The organism is Pseudoroseomonas cervicalis ATCC 49957, from assembly GCF_000164635.1.
In the GTDB taxonomy this organism is placed as follows: Bacteria; Pseudomonadota; Alphaproteobacteria; order Acetobacterales; family Acetobacteraceae; genus Pseudoroseomonas; species Pseudoroseomonas cervicalis.
The window spans coordinates 1-634 of the sequence record NZ_GG771205.1 but is presented as its reverse complement, the minus strand read 5'-3'; the positions used below and the strand labels follow the sequence as shown (position 1 = coordinate 634).

Below are 634 nucleotides of genomic sequence, written 5' to 3'. Positions count from 1 at the left end.
GCCGTGCGCCACCCCGCCGCCACCCCGCCGGGCGCCTCAGGCCGTGACGCTGGCGCGCAGCCGGCGCAGCGCCGCCTCGATCAGCGGCATGCCGATGCGGCCCGGATCGGTCATCAGCGATTCGGGGTGGAACTGCACCGCCGCCAGCGGCAGCGACCGGTGCTCCACCGCCATGATGACGCCATCCTCGGTCTCCGCCGTCGCCAGCAGCGCCTCCGGCAGGGCGACGCGGCGGGCATGCAGCGAATGGTAGCGGCCCACCGTGAACGCCTCCGGCAGATCGGCCAGCAGCCGCCCGCCGGTGCGGCGGATCAGCGAGGGCTTGCCGTGCATCGGCTGCGCCAGCACGTCCAGCGCGCCGCCGAAATGCTCGACCAGCCCCTGCAGCCCGAGGCAGACGCCGAAGGCCGGCAGGCCGCGCTTCAGCAGCAGGTCGATCGTCTCCGACATGGCGAAGTCGGACGGCTTGCCGGGGCCGGGGGAGAGCAGCACGAAATCCGCCGGCGCGCCCTCGGCCAGCGCGGCGCGGGCCAGCTCGGGGCGCAGCGTGCGCACCTCCGCTCCCGTGGCGCGGACATAGTTGGCCAGGGTGTGGACGAAGCTGTCCTCATGGTCGACCAGCAGCACCCGGGCG

General features: G+C 74.6%; 1 protein-coding gene. It reads right to left on the bottom strand.

Features of this window, described 5'->3' with window-relative positions; genetic code table 11:
• Nucleotides 1-36: 36 nt before the first annotated feature.
• Nucleotides 37-634, bottom strand: a 598-nt coding sequence (locus HMPREF0731_RS22590; RefSeq protein WP_007006599.1) for a glutamine amidotransferase-related protein, incomplete at its 5' end; no start/stop codon positions are given.